Annotated in this window: 23 protein-coding genes; 11 read left to right on the forward strand and 12 right to left on the reverse strand. The window is 71.0% G+C overall.

Annotation, left to right across the window (positions count from 1 at the left end; genetic code table 11):
• Nucleotides 1–22: 22 nt before the first annotated feature.
• The 11 genes from QWY28_RS19940 to QWY28_RS19990 all read right to left on the reverse strand — a co-directional run bounded on the left by QWY28_RS19940 (nucleotide 23) and on the right by QWY28_RS19990 (nucleotide 10,705).
• Nucleotides 23–3,283: a LysM peptidoglycan-binding domain-containing protein gene (locus tag QWY28_RS19940; RefSeq protein ID WP_300954438.1), complete on the reverse strand. Its 3,261-nt coding sequence runs from the start codon at nucleotides 3,281–3,283 to the stop codon at nucleotides 23–25.
• A complete protein-coding gene (locus QWY28_RS19945; protein WP_300954440.1) occupies nucleotides 3,280–3,738 on the reverse strand; it encodes a TadE/TadG family type IV pilus assembly protein in 459 nt (152 codons plus the stop codon). Before QWY28_RS19945 ends, QWY28_RS19940 begins: the two co-directional genes overlap by 4 nt.
• Nucleotides 3,735–4,133 (reverse strand): TadE/TadG family type IV pilus assembly protein, encoded by a 399-nt coding sequence (locus tag QWY28_RS19950; RefSeq protein WP_300954441.1) that lies wholly within the window; start codon nucleotides 4,131–4,133, stop codon nucleotides 3,735–3,737. The genes QWY28_RS19945 and QWY28_RS19950 overlap by 4 nt, the downstream gene beginning before the upstream one ends.
• A gap of 47 nt (nucleotides 4,134–4,180) precedes the next feature.
• Complete coding sequence (locus QWY28_RS19955; protein ID WP_300954442.1) at nucleotides 4,181–4,531, reverse strand: TadE family protein; 351 nt, start codon at nucleotides 4,529–4,531, stop codon at nucleotides 4,181–4,183.
• 63 nt (nucleotides 4,532–4,594) lie between these two features.
• Nucleotides 4,595–4,798, reverse strand: a complete 204-nt coding sequence (locus QWY28_RS19960; protein WP_300954443.1) for a hypothetical protein — start codon at nucleotides 4,796–4,798, stop codon at nucleotides 4,595–4,597.
• 70 nt (nucleotides 4,799–4,868) lie between these two features.
• Nucleotides 4,869–5,783 carry a type II secretion system F family protein gene (locus tag QWY28_RS19965; RefSeq protein WP_300954444.1) on the reverse strand — a complete coding sequence of 305 codons (915 nt, stop codon included), beginning with the start codon at nucleotides 5,781–5,783 and terminating at the stop codon, nucleotides 4,869–4,871.
• On the reverse strand, nucleotides 5,780–6,712 hold the full coding sequence (locus QWY28_RS19970) for a type II secretion system F family protein (protein ID WP_300954445.1): 933 nt from the start codon (nucleotides 6,710–6,712) through the stop codon (nucleotides 5,780–5,782). Before QWY28_RS19970 ends, QWY28_RS19965 begins: the two co-directional genes overlap by 4 nt.
• Before the next feature lie 5 nt (nucleotides 6,713–6,717).
• Nucleotides 6,718–8,397, reverse strand: coding sequence for a TadA family conjugal transfer-associated ATPase (locus tag QWY28_RS19975; RefSeq protein WP_300954446.1), 1,680 nt, complete (start codon nucleotides 8,395–8,397; stop codon nucleotides 6,718–6,720).
• The gene (locus QWY28_RS19980; RefSeq protein WP_300954447.1) at nucleotides 8,394–9,230 is read right to left on the reverse strand and encodes a MinD/ParA family ATP-binding protein; all 837 of its coding nucleotides are present in this window, start codon (nucleotides 9,228–9,230) and stop codon (nucleotides 8,394–8,396) included. The genes QWY28_RS19975 and QWY28_RS19980 overlap by 4 nt, the downstream gene beginning before the upstream one ends.
• Nucleotides 9,231–9,233: 3 nt before the next feature.
• Nucleotides 9,234–9,914, reverse strand: coding sequence for an SAF domain-containing protein (locus QWY28_RS19985; RefSeq protein WP_300954448.1), 681 nt, complete (start codon nucleotides 9,912–9,914; stop codon nucleotides 9,234–9,236).
• Between the two features lie 338 nt (nucleotides 9,915–10,252).
• Nucleotides 10,253–10,705, reverse strand: coding sequence for a helix-turn-helix transcriptional regulator (locus QWY28_RS19990; RefSeq protein WP_300954449.1), 453 nt, complete (start codon nucleotides 10,703–10,705; stop codon nucleotides 10,253–10,255).
• A 340-nt stretch (nucleotides 10,706–11,045) separates the two neighbouring features.
• On the opposite strand from QWY28_RS19990, the gene QWY28_RS19995 reads away from it, so the two are divergent.
• The 9 genes from QWY28_RS19995 to QWY28_RS20035 all read left to right on the forward strand — a co-directional run bounded on the left by QWY28_RS19995 (nucleotide 11,046) and on the right by QWY28_RS20035 (nucleotide 17,030).
• Nucleotides 11,046–11,390 (forward strand): hypothetical protein, encoded by a 345-nt coding sequence (locus tag QWY28_RS19995; RefSeq protein WP_300954450.1) that lies wholly within the window; start codon nucleotides 11,046–11,048, stop codon nucleotides 11,388–11,390.
• 67 nt (nucleotides 11,391–11,457) lie between these two features.
• On the forward strand, nucleotides 11,458–12,747 hold the full coding sequence (locus tag QWY28_RS20000; protein WP_300954451.1) for an ATP-binding protein: 1,290 nt from the start codon (nucleotides 11,458–11,460) through the stop codon (nucleotides 12,745–12,747).
• 399 nt (nucleotides 12,748–13,146) lie between these two features.
• Nucleotides 13,147–13,554, forward strand: a complete 408-nt coding sequence (locus QWY28_RS20005) for a hypothetical protein (RefSeq protein ID WP_300954453.1) — start codon at nucleotides 13,147–13,149, stop codon at nucleotides 13,552–13,554.
• 297 nt (nucleotides 13,555–13,851) lie between these two features.
• Nucleotides 13,852–14,565 (forward strand): hypothetical protein, encoded by a 714-nt coding sequence (locus tag QWY28_RS20010; RefSeq protein ID WP_300954454.1) that lies wholly within the window; start codon nucleotides 13,852–13,854, stop codon nucleotides 14,563–14,565.
• Nucleotides 14,566–14,579: 14 nt separating this feature from the next.
• Complete coding sequence (locus QWY28_RS20015; RefSeq protein WP_300954455.1) at nucleotides 14,580–15,518, forward strand: helix-turn-helix domain-containing protein; 939 nt, start codon at nucleotides 14,580–14,582, stop codon at nucleotides 15,516–15,518.
• The gene (locus QWY28_RS20020) at nucleotides 15,515–16,039 is read left to right on the forward strand and encodes a thermonuclease family protein (protein ID WP_300954456.1); all 525 of its coding nucleotides are present in this window, start codon (nucleotides 15,515–15,517) and stop codon (nucleotides 16,037–16,039) included. The genes QWY28_RS20015 and QWY28_RS20020 overlap by 4 nt, the downstream gene beginning before the upstream one ends.
• Before the next feature lie 15 nt (nucleotides 16,040–16,054).
• The gene (locus QWY28_RS20025; protein ID WP_300954458.1) at nucleotides 16,055–16,504 is read left to right on the forward strand and encodes a hypothetical protein; all 450 of its coding nucleotides are present in this window, start codon (nucleotides 16,055–16,057) and stop codon (nucleotides 16,502–16,504) included.
• Nucleotides 16,505–16,628: 124 nt separating this feature from the next.
• Complete coding sequence (locus tag QWY28_RS20030; RefSeq protein WP_300954460.1) at nucleotides 16,629–16,859, forward strand: hypothetical protein; 231 nt, start codon at nucleotides 16,629–16,631, stop codon at nucleotides 16,857–16,859.
• A gap of 9 nt (nucleotides 16,860–16,868) precedes the next feature.
• Nucleotides 16,869–17,030, forward strand: a complete 162-nt coding sequence (locus tag QWY28_RS20035; protein ID WP_166196085.1) for a hypothetical protein — start codon at nucleotides 16,869–16,871, stop codon at nucleotides 17,028–17,030.
• A 39-nt stretch (nucleotides 17,031–17,069) separates the two neighbouring features.
• Here QWY28_RS20035 and QWY28_RS20040 read toward each other — a convergent pair whose 3' ends face one another.
• Nucleotides 17,070–18,059, reverse strand: coding sequence for a hypothetical protein (locus QWY28_RS20040; RefSeq protein WP_300954461.1), 990 nt, complete (start codon nucleotides 18,057–18,059; stop codon nucleotides 17,070–17,072).
• 95 nt (nucleotides 18,060–18,154) lie between these two features.
• Between QWY28_RS20040 and QWY28_RS20045 the strand changes: the two genes are divergently transcribed.
• Nucleotides 18,155–18,523 (forward strand): hypothetical protein, encoded by a 369-nt coding sequence (locus QWY28_RS20045; protein ID WP_166196089.1) that lies wholly within the window; start codon nucleotides 18,155–18,157, stop codon nucleotides 18,521–18,523.
• Complete coding sequence (locus QWY28_RS20050; RefSeq protein WP_300954462.1) at nucleotides 18,513–20,087, forward strand: hypothetical protein; 1,575 nt, start codon at nucleotides 18,513–18,515, stop codon at nucleotides 20,085–20,087. Before QWY28_RS20045 ends, QWY28_RS20050 begins: the two co-directional genes overlap by 11 nt.
• Nucleotides 20,088–20,168 lie beyond the last annotated feature (81 nt).

Consider the following 20,168-nt stretch of genomic DNA (forward strand, 5'->3'; position numbering starts at 1 on the left):
TGCTGGTGCTCCCTTCCCCGAGTCAGCTCGCGAGCCAGCCGTGCGTACGGATGATTGTCTTCGTGCGCTCCGACAGTTCCATGGGCGCGTCGCCGTCGTCGGACCGGTTGCAGATCTCCTCGCGCAGGATCCGGTCGGCCTCGAGCTGGTCGCCCTCGGCCTTCATGACGTGGGCCAGGCACAGGCGGGTGCTCTCGCCGTCGGGGTCGGCCCGGTTGGCGACGTACGCCGCGGAGCGGGCCTTCACCAGGTCGCCGGCGGCGAGGGCCTCCGTGACGACGATGAGGGCGACGTCGGCGATCCAGCCACCCGCCATGAGGTCGACGCGGTCGGGCTCGTTGGCGAGCCAAGCCCACCCTTCCTCACGCAGTTGGCTGAACGGCTGCGCCTCTCCGACCAGCTCGAGCGCGGTGCACAGGTCCGCGACACCTTCGGCTCCGCCGCGGGCCTGTCCGCGCTTGCGGAGGCGGAGGAAGAGGTCGAGGTCGACGAGCAGTCCGTCGTCGACCTGGTAGACGTTGACCCCGGTGACCTTGGCCGCCGGTGCCTTGTCCGCGTAGGGCAGGTGGTCCTCGCCGGTGCGGGGGTTCGGGCCGAGCCAGTCGCGCACGATGTTTGTGTAGTCGCGGACCTTGCCGTCGGAGATCGAGAACGCGTCGCGGATCTGCTCGCGGGTGGCGCCGTGCTTGCGGTGCAGGGCGAGGAAGGCCAGCAGCTCGGTGAAGTAGGGCTTGCGCTTGGCGAGTGCCTTGCCGTGGGTGCGTGCGGTGACCGGGCCGAGCAGGGTGAGGCGCGGACGGTCGCAGTCGGTTGAGAACCAGTCGGCGATGTCCTGGTCGAGGGTGGGGTCCTTCTCCTCGACCTCGGCGCGGACGTGCGCGGGCACCTTGGGGGCCAGGGCCTCGAGGTCCTCCTGCACGATCGCGCTCTCGCGGATGTACTCCTCGTCCTCGCCCTCGAGCAGGGAGGACATCGGCTCGTCGACGGCATCCTCGGGGGTGTTGCGCGGCAGGGTGTACTCGCGGCGCAGGGCCCCGGAGGAGTCGGTGTAGGCCTCCCAGCCGTCGGTGGCGGTCTCGTCCACCGGGGTGTCGACGTACTCCGGGGTCTCACTCTGGGCATAGACCAGGGCGCAGCCGCGGGCCTCGTCGCTGGTGAGCCCGACCGCGATCAGGTTGAGGTCGGCGTGCTCAAGGATCACGCGGCCGGTGTTGGTCATGTGCAGCGCCGCACCGGGAGTGTTGGGGCGCTCGCCGGCGACCACGATGGAGGTCGCGGACTGACCGACGTGGTCGTTGACCAGCTGCAGCAGCTGCTCGAGGTCGTCGGGGTCGCCGGCCGCCGCGTCCAGCAGCAGCATCCGCGCGGGCCAGGTGTCGTCGTCAACGCTGCCGGTGCGGCCCGTGGACACATCGGTGTCGTGTCGCTTCGCCCGATCAACGGTAGTCACCGCCGCGGCGAGGATCTCCGCGGTCGCGGGCGTCCCGGCCGCGCCGGTCGGGTAGTAGCTGATCCGCTCGTCCATAGCGACGGTCTCCTCTGCCACGCCGATGCAGTCGACCTGGACGCGACGCGACCACGGGTTGACGGCCAGCTGGGCGGCGAGGTGGCGGGCGAAGTCACGCGCGTAGGTGGGGTCACCGCTGATGGTCAGCGTGGAGAGCTCCTCGCAGTTCAGCAGCCAGGTCTCGCCGGTGTCGCTCATGCCGATGGTGGCCAGCAGCGGGTAGGGCGGCTCGACGTTGCCGGTGTCGGGACCGAGGTCCTCGAACGCGGTGTCGGTGGTGACCTGCCAGTGGGTCTGGTCGGGACTGCCCACCCAGGGAGCGGGAACGGCGGCCGGAGCGCTCAGATGCAGCGTCAGCTTGCCGTGACCGAGCTCCACCGCGGCCAGCGGCGGCAGCGTGGTGCCCTGGGCACCGACCGCGGCCGCGAGGCGTCGCAGGGCCTCGTCGGCGAACTCCACGGTAGCGGCCGCGGCGGAACCGGTCGCGTTCAGGGTCATCTCCACCGGCGCGAGCTCGGGCGGCGGGGCGGCGATCGCGCGCCCGGGCGGCCGGTTCCGAAAGGCGGAGCGCCGGCGAGACCGCAGGGCCATGAGCAGGGCACCGGACAGCAGGACGCCCCCGCCGGTGAGACCGGCGAGGACCCAGGGTGCCTCGAGGATCGAGTCGTCCGTGTCGTCGACCTGGTCGACGTCGGCGACCGGCGCCGCCGGCTCCTCGGCCTGCGGGACCTCGGGTGCGGCGGTCTCCGGCGCCGGGGTCTCTTCGGCGACCGGCGGGGTTTCTTCGGCCGGCGGGTCGACCGGCGGCTGCTCGTCCTTCGGCTCCGCTGGGGTCTGCGGCTTGTCCTCGCGCGGCTGCGGCTGGTCTTGGCGGTCGTCGGCCGGCGTCTCGGCGCCGGGGACGTTGAGCTTCCAGCCCACTTCGATCACGTCGGGGTCGGTCAGATGGACTCCGCCGGGCTGGGTGATAGCTGTGGAGGCCGTGTAGATCTCCGGCCACCGGTCGGCGTCTCCGAGCTTGTCGTGCGCGATGTCGCTGAGGGTGTCGTTGGGCTGCACGGTGTAGCCGTGCGCCGGTGCTGCGTCGGCGGGCGCCGGCAGCTTGAGCACCCACCCGGGCTCGAGGAAGCTGGGCTGGTTGCCGAGCAGGTCGCGGTTGAGCTCGGCGATCTCTTTGTAGCGGGCTCCGTCGCCGAAGTGGTCCTCGGCGATCGACCACAGGCTCTCCCCCGGCTTCACGGCGTGGTCGACGGTCTTGGGGCCCTGGCGCTCCTGCGTCGTCTCGGCCTTGACGCCCTGGCGGGCGGGTCCCTGCTGTGAGGCGTGGTCGGCGCCGGCCGTGACGCGCCCCACCGTCGCCGGGGCCGCGGCGGCCGAACTGATCGTTGCTGCCTGCGTGGCGATGGGGGCGGCGATGAACAGCAGTGCGGCCAGACCGATGAGGCCGCGCGCTGCTGCCTGGGGCCTACCCAGACCCGGCAGTTGGGGCGCCTGGACCTTGCGGAGCGCTGCGATGGCCTCCACAACAAGGCTCAGGGCCATGAACGCCCAGGCGACCCAGCCGATCACCTTGAACAGGCCGAGGACGAGCGTGCCGTCGTCGGGCGCCAGGAGCGCGTTCTTGACGCTGCCCAGGGTGGGCATCTGGTCGGGGATCGGGCTGGCGCCGATCGCGAGGAAGAGAGCGGGCAGGCCGAGGACGATGCCCAGCACGGCGAGCGAGGCGGCGAGGCCGGTGAGTCGCTGGCCGATGGTGGGGTGGGTGGGCGTAGTCATCTCTCGATGCCTCCTTCGGCGCGGATGAGCCGCGCGGACGCCTCCCCGGTGACCTGCATGGAGTCCAGGCCGATAATCCCGAGGAACTTGCTGGTGTAGGTGTCGGTGGTGGTGACGATCAAGGTGTCGCCGTTGACGACGCGCGCGGTTCCTTCCACGCCGGCGGCGTGGAGGTAGTCCTGGGCGGCGGCCTTGGCGGCGTTGATGTCGACCCGGAGGTCCTCACCGCGCACCGCGGTGGAGCCCTGGACCTCCTGGGCGCCGGTGCGGGCGGCTTGGGATGCGGCACTGCGCGCTTGCTGCTGGGTGTGGACCTTGCCGCCGAGGTCGACGGCCATCCCGACGAGGATGATCATCACGAAGGACGCGGTGGCGAACCAGACGCTGATGGAGCCGCGCTCACCGCGCGCACCACGCGTTCCGAGGCGGCGCAGGCGGCGCAGCTGGCTGATCATCGGCGCTCCCGGTAGGCGTCGACGGGGCTACTGGCGGTCGCGGTGATCGTCCTGGTGCCGGGCAGACCGGGGATGGCAAGGTCGGCGACGTCGACCTTGCAGGTCACCCTGGCGGTCACCTGGGCCGTGGTGCCCAACGGGGCGTTGAACGCCGCGGCGTTGACTGTGACGTTGGTGGTCGCGCACTGCAGGCCCTGGTCGTTCAGGCTGCTGGTGGCCGCAGCCTTGCCTGAGCTGATCGCCTCGCTCTGGGTCCGCTCGATGGACGCTGCTCGAGCTGCCTCGTAGGCGGCGGCCTCCACCGACTGCTTGGCGATCTCGACGCGTCCGCCGAGGATGATCATCGCGATGAACAGGCCGAAGGCCGGGACGCCGATCGCGGCCTCGATGGCCACGGATCCGCGCTCGTCCCGGCGGCGTCGAGAATCATGAACTCGCCAGGTCATTCGGTCAGCCTTTCGACCGGGACACTGGCGCTCTGCCTGACGGTCACGTGCCAGCCGGGGATCACGCTCAGCGACTTGCCTTTGACGGTGATCGTTGCCGTTGTCGTGGTTCGTGATCCGGAGACGCTGGTGGAGGTCATCACGTCGGAGCCACCGGCGTGGTTGAGGAAGGTGTTCGCCGTGGAGACGCCGGACTCGCGGGTTCCAGTCTCGCTGCCTGCCTCGCGGGCGCCCTCCTGCGCGGCCGCGAGCGCTACCTGCTTAGCGTGGTAGTACAGGGCTCCCTGGAGGCCGAGGAACATCAGCAGGAACAGCGCGGGCATCAAGAACACCATCTGTATGGTCACTGATCCGCGCTCGTCCCGGCTGCGGCGCTGAGAGCTGGCGAACATGACGGAACTCGGTCCTGCCTACTTGATCTTGCCGGACTCGCTTGTCACGAAGGCCCTGATGGCTGCGACGACGATGCCGACGATGGCGATGGCGGCCACCGCCCAGAGCACCTCCTGAATCGTGACCGAGCCGCGCTCGTCGCGCTGTCTGGTGACGCGGTTCTCGAGGGATGCGAGCGCCGCCATGGCCGCCAGCTGGAGGGCGATGAAGAGCTTCAACATCGGGGGTCTTCCTTCCTTGGTTGTTTGGGTGCGGTCTAGGCGATCCGAGGTGGGATGGGTGTTAGGTCGGTCAGGTGGCGAAGCGGAGCATCGAGGGGGTGACGAGGATCGCCATGAAGACGATGCCGAGCAGGCTGGCCGGGATGTACATGCGCTCGGAGGCGGCGTTGGCCTTGCCGAGCTCGGCGCTGGACATCGCCGAGCGGAGCGCGGCGGCGCGGGCCCGGAGGTTGTTGTAGATCTGGGCTCCGTCCTGGCCGGACTGCTGCATGATGTCGGCGAGGTCGTCGAGTTCGGGGACGCCGAGCTCGTCGGCCAGGCTGTGCAGGGAGTCCCACGGTGCGCGGGTCATGTAGCGGGCGCGGCGCAGCTCGCTCTCGATCCGCTTGAACACCCACTTGTCGCCGACCTCGGCTGCCGAGCGCAGCGCCTGCTGGCCGCTGGATCCGTCGCGGACGCCGGTGGCGACCATGTCGATGTAGGCGCCGAGTGCCCGGTTGAACTCGATGCGGGCCTTCTTGGCGTCGTCGGTGGCGTTGTAGTTGGGCATGAACCAGAACAGGGCAGCCAGGGCCAGCGAGCCGAGCGTGGGGATCGCGAACGGCAGGGGCAACCCGATCAGCGAGAAGAAGGTGGCCAGCAGGGGCGGCATGACGAGGCCGAGGAGCGCCCAGACGACCTTCTCGCCGTAGAACCGGGTCTCGCTGATGTGCAGGATGGCCAGGTCTTTGCGGGGCGTGTGTGCCCACGCGCCGCCGGGGAGGTTCTTCATCGCCCACAGGCCGATCCGGTCGACGGCCGAGCCGGTGTCGGTGCCGGTGTCGTCGAGGCCGGGGGTGCCGCGGCGGGGCGCGACGTGGTCGGGCGAGAGCCGGTCCAGCGCGTCGACCAGGTCGGGGTCGGAGGGCGCGAGGCGCCACACGAGCAGGGCGAGGGCCAGTCCGAGGAGGGTGCCGCTGGCGAGCGCGAGCTGCAGGCCGGTCATGCCAGTGCTCCTTCCTTCTCGCTGTGCGCTGTGCGCTGGGCGGCGCGGTGGGCGTTGCGGGCCTGGAGGTCGAGGAAGCGCGGGAGCGGCTTGGCGACGGCCATCCGTCGCATCCAGAGCAGGGTGGCCACGTAGGCGGTGAGCAGGACGGCGAGGACGACCTGGCCCAGTGGGGTGCCGTAGGGCTCGATGTAGTCGCCGGTGAAGGCGAGGATGCCGAGCACGCCGAGGGTGATGACGGTGACGGTGCGGGCGGTGGTGCGGGGCTTGGCCTGGTCGGCGGCGATCTGGCGTCGAGCGCGGACGTCGGCCGCGACGGTCTCGGCGAGGGCGTCCAGTGCCTTCGACAGTCCGGCCTGTCCGCGGCCGCTGGCGGCGAGGATCAGCTGGCTGGCCACGACGTCGCCGGTGGAGTCGTTGAGGTCCTCGGCGAAGGCGCGCAGGACGTCCTCGGTGGAGGAGGTGTTGTTCCACAGCCGGGAGACCATCAGCCCGACCTCGCGCTCGATCGGTTCCGGTGTCGACTGCAGCGACTTGATGAGTGCCGAGCGCAGGGACTGCCCGGCGGTCAGCTTGCCGGACAGGGACCGGGTCCACTCCTCGAGCGCTTCGAGCTTCTCGATGCTGGCGGCGGCCGGCGGCGGCGTGAGCAGCAGCGGGATGCCGACGATCGCGGCCGGGACGAGGACGATGGCGATCACCCAGCCGGTCACCAGCGCGACCAGGAGGCCGGCCACGGCGCCGCCGATCATGAGCATTCGGGTACGACGGTCGAGCCGGACGAACCAGCTCCCGAGCCGTCCGAACGGGGTGGTGGTCCGGGCCGGCTTCGGCGGCTTGGGCGGCGCCGGGATCATCGCGTAGACCATGCCGATCAGGCCTATGACGATGAGGGCGCCGAAGACGGCGGGCAGGAAACCCGATGACATTGGGCTCATGAGGTGGCCACCCCCGGGTTGGCCTGGGACTCGGCCTTGTACGCCTCGAGGTCGAATCCGTGGCGTGCTAGTTCCTGGGCGAGGAAGTTGTCGAGCTTGCCGGTCGCGACGGCCTGGCCGAGCTGGTTGGGCGCGAAGATCGGGGTGGTGGCGTACCCGCGGGCTGCGTCGATGCTCGGCTGGACGACCAGGACCTCCTCGACCCAGCGCTGCTTGCGGAAGGTGCCGTCGTCGTTGGGGACGACCTCGGAGCGCAGGTACATCACGATGTCGATCGCGGCGGCGAGCTTGCTGATCGCCAGCTCGCGGGTGACCTGGGGGCCCTTCTCCATGGCGCAGGAGACGAGTTTCTCGATGGTGTGCTCGGCGCTGCGGGCGTGGGTGGTGCTGATCGAGCCCGGGCCGGACTCCATGGCCTTGAGCATGTTCCAGACCTCCGGGCCGCGGACCTCGCCGACGATCTGGCGGGCGAGGTTGAACCGGAAGGAGTGGTGGATGGCCTCTTCGAGGCTGAACTCGCCTGCCTGGCGGCCGTCGATGCCGACCTCGCCGGATCCGGGGCGGTGCTCCCAGGCGTGGACGATCTTGTGCCGGTCGACCAGCTCGTGCAGGTGCAGTTCGAACTCGGTCTCGAAGGTGCCGATCATCTCCCAGGGTGGGATGCACGAGCACAGGGCGCGGACCCAGGTGGTCTTGCCGGAGCCCTGGACGCCGGAGACGACGATGCTCTTGCCGGCCCGCACGCAGGCCGCGAGGAAGTCGGCCAGGACCGCGGTGCAGGCCTTGCGGTCGTAGACCATCTCGTCCATGGAGACCTCGCGCATGCCGTGGCGGCGGATCACGACCGAGGTGTAGGCCATCACCCAGGAGCCGGCCGCGAGCCGCGCTCCCCCGGGCAGCCGGAGGTCCAGGTGCGGGCGGGCCTCGGTGAAGGGCCGGTTCTGCCGGGCGCCCAGGTCGGCGAGGAACTCGCGCAGCTCGTCCTCGGAGTCGGCGATCGGGTCGGCCTCGACCAGGGTGCCGTCGACCAGCTCCAGCCACACCGCGCAGACCGGGCCGCGGGCGATGACGATGATGTTCTCGACGTCCTCACGCTCGACCAGGGGCTGCAGGCGGCCCAGACCGAACAGGGCGGCGTGGAGGGCGGACTTGAGCGCCTTCTCCTGGTCCTTGGTCCACGGGGGCCGGCCGGTGGAGACCAGCGTCTCGGCCTCGGACTTGATGAGCTCCTCGATGACGTCGAGGCCCATCTGCTCGCGGTCCTCGTCGGTGACCCGGCCACCTTCCTTGTCGAGCCGTGCGGTCAGTCGCGAGGAGATCTCCGCGCGGTACTGCGCGATCAGCTCCCAGTCCAGCTCGACCCGGCCGTCCGCGTCGGGCACGTTGTGGTGATGCTCCTCCGGTGCGGGCGCCACCAGCGGACGCAGGCTGAACTCCGAGCGAGCACGGCCCGGAAGCTCCTGCTCGCTGGTCCAGGCGCCGGCGAAGATAGGCAGGGAGGTCGGGTCGTGGTCCTCGACGACCGGCGGCGGGGGCGGCGGGGTGCCGTTGGTGCTGCGGCCGCGGGCGAAGGGCGAGGTCTGCTCCCGCTTCGCGGCGTGACGGGCCTCGAGCCACTCGTCGGCGCGCAGCGGGTCGCGGCCGTTGGTGTCGGGGTGGTGTCCGTTGGCGCTCATGCGTGGCCTCCGTTCGTGGGAGCGAGGGCGGCCTGGTTGGCGCCGATGATGGACTGGATGGCCGCGGCGCTGGCCCGATATCCGCGCAGCAGCCCGGAGGACTCGAACTTGCGGGGCTTGCGGGCGCCGTGGGAGTAGACCTCGGCCACCTCGGGCTCCCATTCCACTGAGGCGACGACGGGGAGTTGCAGGGCCTTGGCGATGTGCCGGGCGCTGTAGGGCCGGACTCGGGCACCGGTGGGCATCGGCCAGCGTCGCTCCTCGTCGACGAGAAGGACCCCAAGCCGGGACAAGCCACCGACCCCGGCGAACTGCGTGCGCAACGTCTTGGCCCAGCTGGTGGCGCCGGCCAGGGCCGGCAACGAGCTGCGGGTGATCAAGAGGGTCAGGTCGGAGGCGGCGATCAGCGGCTGGGGCCAGCCGGCCAGGCCGAGCCGGCCTGCGTCGACGATGACGTCCTGGCCGTGGCGCTCCAGCGCGCGCAGCTGCTCGGTGAGCGGCTCCCACAGGGGCAGCAGGCTGGGGGCCTGCTCGTGAGCCCGGATGCCGGGCAGGAACCACGCCGAGCGCTCGGCCGGGGCCTCGGGGTCCAGCAGGAGCGTCTCGCGCGGCAGTGCCTCGGCCAGCGTTCCCTCGCGCAGGGAGAGGGCGAGGTTGATCAGCCCCCCGGTCGGCTCGTGGGTGCCGTGGAAGTAGCCGGCGAAGACCGAGGAGGAGCCGGTGGGGTCGGCGTCGACCAGGAGCACCGGTCGGTGCCAGTTCAGGGTGAGCCCGAGCGCCGTGGTGGAGACGCCAGGCGAACCGCTCGCGGAGGCCAGGACGATCAGCGCCATGCCTCAGCGCTCCCGGGCGTCCAGGACGAGCGCGACCCGTCCGGTGGCGGCACGGGCAGCCAGGTCGGCGGCATCGGCCTCGGGCACCGAGACGTCGACGACGGTCTCCCCTGTCTCCTCGACCCGGCTAACACCAACGACGACTGCCTCGACCGAGACCGGGTCCTCGTTAGTGATCTCGCCCTGGTCGCCGGGTGTGGTGACGATCCGGACCGAGTCACCGGCATAGAGCTGCACGGACGGCATCAGCGCCGGGGCGAGGCTGATGCCCACCAGGGACTCCCCCTCCCCCGGCACCAGGCTGTCGGTGACGGCCTCCTCCGTGAGCAGAGTGCCGGCCCACAGGTCGACAGCGGCGCGGCTGCCCTCGAGCTCGCCCTTCTGACTCCCGGCAACCGGGGTCAGCGCTGGGTCGACGCTCACCCGCACCACCGAGAGGTCCCCGGCCTCGATGGTCTCGCCGCGCGTGATGTCACGGCTGACGACCAGGACCTCTTGGGAGTCGTTGACCGAGCTGAACGCGAACGCGGTTCCCAGGGCGCCGGCGGCGACGAGGGCAGCACAAAGTGCGAAAACCCACGGCCTGCGGCGCCGCTTGAGCCGTGGACTCTTGTTGAATTTGGGCGCAGGTCGATTGGTGGAGGGCGCCTCGCCCGACGCACTTTGAGCGGTGTTCAGCGACATGGATCCCGAGTCCTCTCGTGTCTCGATCACCTACGTGTCAAGACGGGCCCTCGGCGATCACCACGAGTCCAACTCGATAGTCCCACGCTAGTGCATTTCTATCGAGCGGCTCGGTTTCCACAGGTGACCGATTTCGAGATGACATCGCCCAGTCCTGACCGGAAGGGTTGCGCAGCTCATTCCCCCGATGGAATTAGCGTCAACGCCTCCGAATGATCCGGAGTCCATGGGACCACAAATCGTCCGCCTCTTCCGGAATCAGTTTCTCGCCTGTGGATAGCGTCCAAACCCGGCTGCCGTTGCGCACTTGCGACGCCGTGCGGCTGCCGAAGGTCTCCTCAGGCCGAAGTGTCTCCGCCCCGCTGGTGCTGTCGCTGGGACTCACGGAAAGCCGCGACCACCGCATCGACGGCCACCCCGTAAGCGCGGGCGAGCCCTTTAAGCGACTCAGGTGCAGGGAGTCGGGCCCAGCGCCCCTGCTCCCAGGCGTAGTAGGTCGGGACGGCTACCTTCACGGCCATCGCGAGGTTCTGCGCGCTGAGCCCTGCCTGCAGGCGCAACGCCCTGAGGTCGGGGACCTCAGCGTCGATCTGGATCAGCCGAAGCGTCGGGATGTCGAGGGCCTTGGCGAGTCTCACCAGGAAGTCGGGGCGCGGAGATGACGTGCCCAACTCCCAGCGAGAGATGCGCTCACCCCCAGCCGCTCCCACCAAGCGCGCCAACTCATGCTGAGTCAACCCCGCTTCCTCGCGAGCAGCCCTCAACGCGTTGGGGTCGATTCCGGAGGCCATCGCCGATGAACACTAGCGGTACCGATCGCCTGCGGGATCGGTCAGTCTGGGTCGCCCCGGACCGACGACGTGGGACCGCGGAGCCCGTCCGTCTCTCAGTGAGTGCGCCGCTGGCCACGCGGACACTCCTCGCCGCTCGGCGAATGACCTTGGGCGCGAAATCGCGCCCAGCCCCGGTGTCACTCTCGGTGGCCTTGCCCCCGCTGGCCGCCCGGCGCAAGCTCCGCACAGGGCCGTGAGCTCTCCCGCGCGATAGCCGGCGGATTCTCCTGGTGTCGCAGATCGGGCTGATCGCTTACAACCTCCTTCGCATGCAGGTGACCGGAAAGCGAGGTGGACCATGAGCATTCCCCCAGCCGAGAACCCGGTCCCCGGTGTCGTCACCTTCACCGCCCGCGGAGACGCTGCCCTCGATCGTCTGGCCGAGGCCCTGGTGGCCGAGTGTGACGGCTTGCCAGGGGGCGTCGCCGGCATCCTGGAGCGGGTTCTGGAGGCCGACGTCGAGGACCTGGCCGAATGCCTGAGCGAGACGACCCGGCTGCACGGCGATCGACCTGGTGGCGGCGTCGACGAGGTCGGTTCCGCGGGCGAGAGCCCCGATGATGCCGCCCGTCGTCGGCTCGGAGCGCGCACGCCAGGCGCTGCCAGCACGCCTGGGACACGCAGCTTCGACGTCGGGCGCTGATCCGGATCGACGGCATACACTTCGTTACACAAGCCCGCTGTGTAACAGAATGTATGGGAGACCTCTGATGCTGCCCAACCCCTACGCACCGGGCGAACTGCCGCGGGTCCTGGCCGGGAGGGAACAGCAGCAGGACAGGATCAAAGGCTACCTGAGCCGGATCGGCACATACGGCGAGATGGGCGGCCCGCTCCTGGTGTTCCTAGGCCCGCGCGGGGTCGGCAAGACCTCCCTGCTGCGCGAGGCCCAGCGCGACGCCGAGGCCCACGGATTCATCACCGGATGGGTGGCCTGCCGCCGCAACGCGCCGTTCCTGCCCGACCTGGTGAGCCGTGTCGGAAAGGCCATCGAGACCGCGGACATCCTCCCCCGAGCTGAGAAGGGCACCTGGAAGCTCCGCCTGGAGAGCATCGCCCTGGAGTTCGGGCTGCCGAGCGGGGTGAAGGTGAGCGCGACCGCGGCCGCCGACCGCTCCGGGGCTGAGGCACCTCCACGAGGTGCCCAGATCTCGGCGTTGGAGGACCTCCTGCACGAGACCAGCGCCCAAATCCGCGCACGCGGTGGCGCCGGACTCGTGGTCTTCGTCGACGAGCTGCACGCGGCCACCCGCGATGACCTCGCGGTCCTGCTCAACGCGATGCAGAACCTGGCTGGACGGCGCGAGGACAACCCCCTCGCCATCATCGGCGCCGGCCTGCCCTCGACTCCGGGAGTCCTGGTCAACGCAGCCACCTTCGGGGAGCGCAGCACCTTCCTCACGCTTCCCCGACTCGAGCCCGCCGCCGCGGTCGCCGCCGTGGCCGAGCCGGCCTCAGAGCTGGGCGTGACCTGGACACCCGCCGCGCTGCAGGCGATCGCGGCCGAGGCCCAAGGATTCCCGTACCTGCTGCAGGTCCTCGCCCACGCGACGTGGGAGGTGGCCAAGCCCTCAGGAACCAGTGACGTGCTCGACGTCGACCAGGTGCGGGCCGGCCTGCCGCTGGCCGACGACCAGCTGACCTCCATGTACGCCGCCCGGTGGGCGGCCGCGACCGAGCTGGAGAAGCAGATCATGTCCGTGATGGCGCAGGCCGGCACGCCCACGGTGACGCGGGCAGAGATCGCCGCGGCGCTCGGCCGGCCCACGCAGGCCCTGGGCGTTCCGCGTGAGCGCCTGATCGACAAGGGCATCATCGAGCCCGCCAGTCGCGGCGAGGTCCGGTTCACGATGCCCGGCTTCGACCGCTACATCCGCGAGATCCTGGCCACCGGAGCACCGTCGGCCGCCGACCCGGCAGCCGGCAGTCTCGGTGCCGGCCGCCGACGGCGCGAACTCCCGCTCGCCTCCGACGGCGGCCACGACGCGCCGCGGCGTTAGAGCTCGCGGCGACCCTGCCGACGTAGGACCGCCTCGAGCTCGGCGACGCCCTCGCACAGCGGCATCGGGGGGCGCGACGTCGGCGAGGTCATCGAGCAGCTCGTCGACGTCGCCGGCCTCCAACTGCGGTGTGCTATAGGCGTTCCACTCCCCCACCGGCGGCGAGTCGGCGCTAGGCCCCGACGTCGGCCAGAGCGTTGAATCAAGCGGCCACCGCCAGAGCGACTCGTCTTACGATCAAGGCCGCCTGGTCGTCCATGGCTGATCAGTCTCCCGCCCGGAGGCCCCGGAGGGCACCCCTGCACTTATCCACAGCCCGCCGCCGGCGGCCGCGCGTACCCCGGGCGAGATCCGCGAGACTCAGGCCAGCGAGACCTCTCGGCAGGAAGGGGCAACCTGGTGGACGACAACGACCAGCTCGAGGCGAGCCGGCACGCGACGGCAGCCCGCGAACACGTCTACAGCTTCAACCGCGCCACGATGTGGGTGCGCGACCAGAACCCGGCCCAGACCTCCGACGAGCTGGCGGAGTTCGCCGACCTCGCGGCCGCGCTGCCCCAGGCGTTCTCGCAGCTGTCCAGCACGCTCGAGCAGGCATTGGCCGACCAAGTGCTCAGCATGGACTCGATGACCGACGAATCCGACCCAGCCATGGCGATCGGCGTCGCGCGTCTCCACCTGGAGGAGGCCCGCGGACTCGCGGTCGACCTCCACAAGCAACTGAACGCCGCCCGCAACGCCACCGCGCACATCATCAGCCAGGGCGTCGACGAGGAGCAGGAGTCGATGCCTTGGGACCAGCCCTGACCTGATGGTCCTCGGCCGTCGATGAACCGCGGTGCCTGAGGCCCGCGAGATTTCTTCGCGTCGGTGATCGCCCGAGCGGGTCGGCCTTCCCTTGGTGACTGAGACATGACCCCGGTCAACCAAGGAGCTGCCCGTGAGCACGCCCACCGATTCTCCCTCCGCCGCGGCCGACCGTGACCCGGTTCAGGAGGCCCGCAACCACCTCGAGCAGGCCCGGGCAGCGCTCGACCGCCTCCGTGAGGTCCTGCTCCCGTCGAGCAGTACGCCCCCGTCCGACACGGGAGGCGGTGAGCCGACATGACCACCGACATCGCTCTGCAAGCCGCAGACGCAGTCTTCATGGCCGAGCAGACCGTGGGACGCGCCCGCCGGGTCGTCGACGAGCTGCATACCACGATCAACTCCGCGCTCCTGGTTCTGGATGACGCTGAGCTCGACTCGGCCAGGGCCCGCTTCAGTGACCGTGGCGACTACTACCTCGAGGCAGCTGGCGAGCACCTGGACAGGCTGCAGACGCGGTGTGAAGATGCCAAGCACCTCATCCACGGTGTCTACGGCCATCTGGACCTTGCCGTCCAAGCTCTTGCTGCGCTGGGAGATCTGCTCTCCGCTGCCGGCGGGCTCGATTCCGCGGTCGTCGCCGATCTGGCTGACCTTAGACCGAGAATCGCGGTGGTCAGCGAGATGGTCATCCTTGGCAAGCCAGTTGCGCGCGCCGCGGTTCGGCACGTCGAGAGCGCCCGCGCCGCGGCGCGCCAGGCAACGCCGGCATCGCTGCTGGAGCCGGTCACCCTCGAGCGGAGCATCGCGACCGCCGGCAAGGAGCTCGGCCGCGCGGACGAGGACGTGCGCCTGCTCGAGAACGTCGTCGACCACGCCGCGCCCAACGCCCGGCAGTCGGCCGGGATCGCCAGTGACATCACCGACAATGCCCGCCGGCGGATGGCCGAACAGGGTCGCGCCCAGGTGCCTCGCCAGGCGTCCCCGGCCGTCGGGTCGCCGGCGCGGTAGGCAGGAGGACGGGCATGGACCTCGATCAGGGCGGCCGCCAGCTGGCTGGCCTCATCCTCGATGCCGCCGGCCGCGGGCAGCATGACCAGGTAGCCGATCTGGTCGCGCCGATGGACGCCGACCAGCTGCGGTCGCTGGTGGCCGTCCTCGCCGTCCAGGTCGACCAGACCCTTCCGGCGGCGCCGGCAACCGGCCCGGCAGCGGTGTGCGAGCTGGCCATCAACGCCGCCGCGCCGATGTTCGGCACCACGCCGGAGGCGATCCTGAGCGCCGAGCGCAGCCGCCCGGTCAGCGACGCCCGCGCCGTGGCCATGACCGCCGCCCGCGAGGTCGGCCTATCCCTGCCGGCGATCGCCGAGCACTTCAACAAGGACCACGGCTCGGTGATCCACGCCGTGCGCCGCACCGCCGAACGCCCCCGGCTGGCCGTCGCCGCGGCCCGGGTCACCAAGCACGTCAACGACCGCTACACCGCCCAACTCCCCCGGCCCGAGGCCAGCGTCGTCAGCCTCCACCAGGACCAGCCCGCGTCGACCTTCGAGCCCGATGGCCCGGTCGAGCACGCCGTCGTGGCGGCCGCCGAGGCCTTCGGCACCACACCCGAGGTCCTCCTGGGCGCCGATCGAACCCGGACGGCCGCCGACGCCCGAGCGGTGGCCATGACCGCGGCCCGCATCCACGGGCACAGCCTGCCGACGATCGCGCGGCACCTCGAACGCGACCACACGACCGTGCTCCATGCCACCCGGCGGATCGAGAAGACCCCGCCGCTGCGCGACCTCGCCGCGAAGATCGCAGCCGAACTCCCCGAGGAGCGGGCCGCTGCCAGCACCCGCCCGGCCGACGTCGACGAGCAGATCCCCGAGGCTCGCTACCGCTCCCCCGGCGCCCAGGCCCAGGAACGCGCGGTCCCCGTCTCCGGCGAGCGTCCGCAGCTGAGGGTCGCCCGGTGAAGGCCCTCATCGGCCTGGCCGCCGCTGCCATCGCCGCGTTCACCGCCGGCGGCATCACCGCAGCCCTCCCCGGCACCCCCACAGGCGCCGACCCATCGGAGGGCACGGCCACCCAAGTGCGGGTGACGGCCGTCGTCGACGGAGACACCCTCCGCGTCGAGGATCTGGCCGGCCGCCCGCTCGGCCGAGTCCGCCTGCTCGGCATCGACGCCCCCGAAGTCGCCCACCCTCCGACGCCCGCCGAGTGCTACGCCGACCAGGCAACCGACATGCTCGAGGACCTCGCGCCGGTCGGCAGCACCGTCCAGCTCGTCACCGACAGTCGACAGCCCGACCGCGACCGATACGACCGTCCGCTGCGCTACGTCGACCACGACGAGGTCGACGTAGCCCACGAGCTCCTTGCCCGCGGCGCCGCACGCCGCTACGAGGCAGCCCAGGATCTCGCCCGGGAAAACTCGTACGCTGCGGCCGCCGACGATGCCCAGGAGGCCGCCAGTGGCCTGTGGGCCACCTGCTGAGGGAGGGGGCCGCCCATGGACGAGCAGCTGACGACGGCCGCCAAGACGCTGGCCCGCTGGTGCTACGGCCGCGGCGTCAACGAGCGGATCCTCACCTACGGTGACCAGCTCCTCAGGAAGGCCGTCGACCAGGCGATCGGCCGGCCTGCGCCGGCGCACCTCGAGCACGCGCTGTGGCAACAGACCGCCATGCTGCTGCGCCAGCGGCGCGACTGGGACCGCGACCACCAGGCCACTCCCCCGCCGGCCGCGGCATGCCTTCCCTGCGCCGTGGCGGCCGAGCAGTGCCCCACCCACGCCGGTCGACGCTGTCGCGCCTGCGGTGGCCAGCTGCACCGCATCGTCGTCGACGAGGGCTACGACACTCATCCGTGCTGCGACCGCCCGAGCTCCACCGGTTCCCCCACCGTCCTCGAGCACACGGCGCAGCTGCTGGGCGCCACGCTGCTGACCCAGCCCGCCTGAACCCGGGGCAACCCGACTTCCAAGGAGTTCGGCCGCGGTGATCGCCCGGACCCTCGCCCCGCACATAGGTGACCAGGAGGACCGGCGCACCCGGTGCCGGCCCACGGGATCCATGGGAGTTCACATGAGTGACGCCGCTCGCGAGGAAGCCGCGCTCGAGGAAGAGGCACGACAGCGCGCCGAGGAGATCAGGGCCAGCGAGGAGGCAGCCGCCCAGGCCGCGGCCGCCGACACCGGCCCCTCCCCCGACGCCGAGATCGCGCAGGTTCACCGGTCCAGCCGCCAGCACGACCACACCGACACCGCCGCCTACCAGCGGCCCCAGCTCGGCCGCCACCGCGGCCCGCGCCCATAGGGGGCCGCGATGGCCACCGCACTCGCACCGACCACCGGACCCTCGACCGTCCGCTGGGTCGACTGCTCGCACAAGCTGGGTTCGCTGCCCTGCATGAACCACAAGCCACACGAGGGCAACGGCCGCGGTTGCGTGCATCACTCCACGTCCGGCTTCGCCGACGACGAGTAGCCCACGTCGGTCGGCCGCGAGACCCGCCAGCGAACAGCCTCAGCCGTGCACCAGGTGCAGCCGCGGCCGCTGACGCTGCTCGACGACCGCCTCCAACTGCCGCATCCGCTCGAGCGTCATCGGGTGCCCGAAGCGCCGCAGCAGACCAGCCAGCACGGGCCCGAGACCGCGCGCGAGCACGAACCGGTCGGCCTCGACCTCGACGCGGAGCTCGATCCGCCGGCCTGCTGCCGGCACCAGGTAGGTCAACGCGACGACCGCACCGCCGAGAAGCCCAGGCGCGGCACGCCCCTCGGCGACCGACTGCACCACGCAGATGACCCCCACGACGCCCCGCAGCGTCCAGGCCAGCCGCATGAACGGAAGCCAGGCGAACGCCCGGCCCACGCCTCGGAACGTCGCCACCACCACCCACCACGGCGTCGTCGCCGCAAGCATCGCCAGCTCCAGCCGCGGCCGCAGAGCCTGGTGCCGGCCGACAGCGTGAGCCAGTGCCGCGGCCGCTTCCGCCCTGGTCACGCCGCCCCGGTAGGTCGCGTCGACCAGGCCCGGGCTGACCACCACAGTGCCCCGCCCGATCGCCCCCGCAACCGGGGTGCTTGGACGCTGCACCCGGCGTACGAACACAGCGGCGATGTCGACGCCGCGGCCGGCCAGCTCAACGAGCACCGGCGCCATCACCCGGAACTCGGCCTCGGTCGCCGGGCGCGAGCTGGTCAGCACCGCGATCGCCGGCTGCTGCAGCTGCCCCAACGCGAGCGCGACCAGGACCCCGCCGGCAGCCATGAACACCACCAAGCCAAGTGCCGGGCGGAGCAGGGCGCACACCACCACGGTGAGGACGAAGCTCACCAGCAGTGCCGGCCCCAGCGTCACCACCCTCAGCACGGTCATCGGGAACCTCACCTCGACCCTCCTCCATCTTTCAGCACTAGTGCGGATCTCTTGACTTTGCTCGCGGTGATCGTCCGACACCCGCCGGACGACATAGGCGAACGAGACCAGTTTGTGCCCAGGTGCCGACAGCACCCCGAGTTATCCACAGCCCGCCGCTCGGCGCAGCGGGCCGCGGCCGGAACGTGGGTTCATGGGGCCAGACCGACCTCCAACCGAAAGGAACGCCCGTGGACGCACTCAACGCTGACGGCACCTGGGACCGTCTCGGCTCGATCGCCCAGCTGCTGCACCAGGCCGCTACCCAGGTGTGGACCGACGCCGACGCGGCCGCCGCCGACTCCCCGCTCCACGACCTCGGGCTGGGTGTCTACCTCGCTCACTCCCGGGCCAGCGCCCTACTGCCCGACGACTACGAGCTGCCCGATTACGTCGAGCTGCTCGCTGACCTCGAGGAGCGCACCGCGCTGCAGCTGCTCACCGAAGCTGAGGAGCTGACCCACCCACTGCCGCTGCACCAGCCGGACCTCGTCCACGGCTCGCAGCTGGTCGTCGACCTGTGCGACCTCATCCGGGAAGCCCGCGGCCTTGGTTACTGACCTGCGCCGCGCGTACGCCGACATCGACGAGGAGCTCTTCGACGTCGGCCAGATCCCGATGACCTCGCGCGACGTGCGCAGCGTCGGCGAGATGCTCTTCGACGTCGACTACCTGGCCCGCCAGCTGCTCATGGACGTCGGAGGCGACGACGCCGGCACGCTGCTGCGCAGCTGGCCGACGATGGTCACGGCCGCCGAGGACCTGTGGGCCTCCCTCCCTGGCCGGCGACCAGGCGTCGACGAGCGCGACCGCCCCATCACCAGCCTCTCCGCCCAAGCCGCCACCATCGAGTCCAGCCTGTCCGGCCGGAAAGCCTGGCCAGGTCAAGGCCCGACCAACCCCCGCGTCGACCAGATGACCCAGACCCTCCTCAACGCCGCCGCCCTGGTCCGTCGCTACGGCGCCGAGATCCCGCACGAGCAGACCGAGGCCCACCGCGACCTCGAGGCAGCGCGCACCAGGATCATGCACGGCCTCTACCTGACCGCCCACGCCGCCAACGTCGCCCTGCACGACAACGGCCGCGACCGCGTCACCGACGCCCGCGAATCAGGCCGCCGCGTCCAGCTGGCCCAGCACCACTCCCCCTATGCGGTGGCACCCACCGGGGTCTGGGTCGACCGGATGTCCGCGTGCGAGAACACCGCCCGCAGCTACCTGACCGGCCAGTTCCCCCACGCCCTCACCGGCGAGGCCATCCGCCCTGTCGACGACCCCGGCCGACTGGCCCAGGCGCTGGCCAACTGGGACATCCAGTCCCACCGCGCCCTGGCCCGCCACCTCGCGCCGGCCAACGTCCTGCTCATCACCCGCACACAAGGGCTCATCGCCGGCGCCAGCATGGTCCTCGTCAACGCGGCCGCCACCGCCGGCGTCCTCGAGCCCTCGGAGCGGCTGGTGCCCGCGATCGCCGACGCAGGCCGCTCCTGGAGCAACCTGGCCAGCCGCTGGGGAGACCTGGTTCCCCCGGCCGCCCACCTCGACGAGCCCTTGGCTCGCGCGGCCGCAGAGGTCCGAGCCGCCTATCGCCACATCACGCACGACACCACCACCCTGGCGACACCAGAGGCCATCGCCGCCTGCCCCGAACTCCCCCAGGCCACCATGGTAAGCCTCCGCGCGATCGAGGCCGGCTCCGAGCTCGCGCACGTCGTCGCCGAAAAGGCCGACACCCCCAACCTGACCGGCCCAGCGCGTGCCCTGTCCCGCCGAGCGCACAACGACGTCGAGTCCGGGCTGGCCCCCCCGCCGACCGAGGGCGACGTTGTATGGGTCTCCCCCGCCGACATCCTCGCCCGACGCGTCGTCACGGTGCCCCAGCCGGTTGCGGATGCCTTGCGTTCCGTGAGTACGGCAACCGCGTCCGCAGCGTCTGTTGCCGCCACCACGGCGATGCTCGCGCGCTCGAACGACAACAGCCACCTACCCCCTCGGCCCAACGAGGCAGACACCGCCCACCAAGGCGGCCACGGCGTCACGACATCTTCGCCGAACCACGGCAAGCCATTCGGAGAGCCCCCGGGTGGCATTGATCGCCCAGCGCCTATCGGACCACTTAGGTGAACGTCAGACGTCACGTGGACTGAGACCACCGAGACCCTCAGCAATCCGAAGGAGACACGAGATGACAACGGCGAAGGAAGC

The sequence above is a fragment of the Nocardioides oceani genome, from assembly GCF_030412965.1.
Classification (GTDB): domain Bacteria; phylum Actinomycetota; class Actinomycetes; order Propionibacteriales; family Nocardioidaceae; genus Nocardioides; species Nocardioides oceani.